This is a genomic window from Psychrobacter sp. CAL346-MNA-CIBAN-0220 (genome assembly GCF_040309805.1).
Taxonomy (GTDB): domain Bacteria; phylum Pseudomonadota; class Gammaproteobacteria; order Pseudomonadales; family Moraxellaceae; genus Psychrobacter.
Genome location: NZ_JBEOPF010000512.1, coordinates 1 through 254, shown reverse-complemented (window position 1 = coordinate 254; position 254 = coordinate 1). Strand labels below are relative to the sequence as shown.

General features: G+C 65.7%; 1 pseudogene. It reads right to left on the bottom strand.

What is annotated here, in order from left to right:
- A pseudogene (locus AAEY88_RS14590) lies at positions 1-254 on the bottom strand (GTPase); the annotation flags it as partial.

The following is a 254-nucleotide window of genomic DNA, read 5'->3' as shown; positions in this document are numbered from 1 at the left end:
GGGTGAAGGGCGTGCCGTCAGCAGCGTACTCAGTGAGTTCTTCCGGCGTGTCCGCGCGCAGACCGTCGAAACGGCGTCGGGCATACGGCTGGACCTGCACCTTGGCACCCTCAACAGGCACTTCGGTCACCAGCGCGCGATCGAGCACGGCGAATTCGGCCCGACCGATCTTGACGACGATGGCGTCGCCGGTGTCGGCGATCACCTTGCCCTCGAACGGTTTGGGGTCGATGTGGAAGCCCCACGTCGAGACC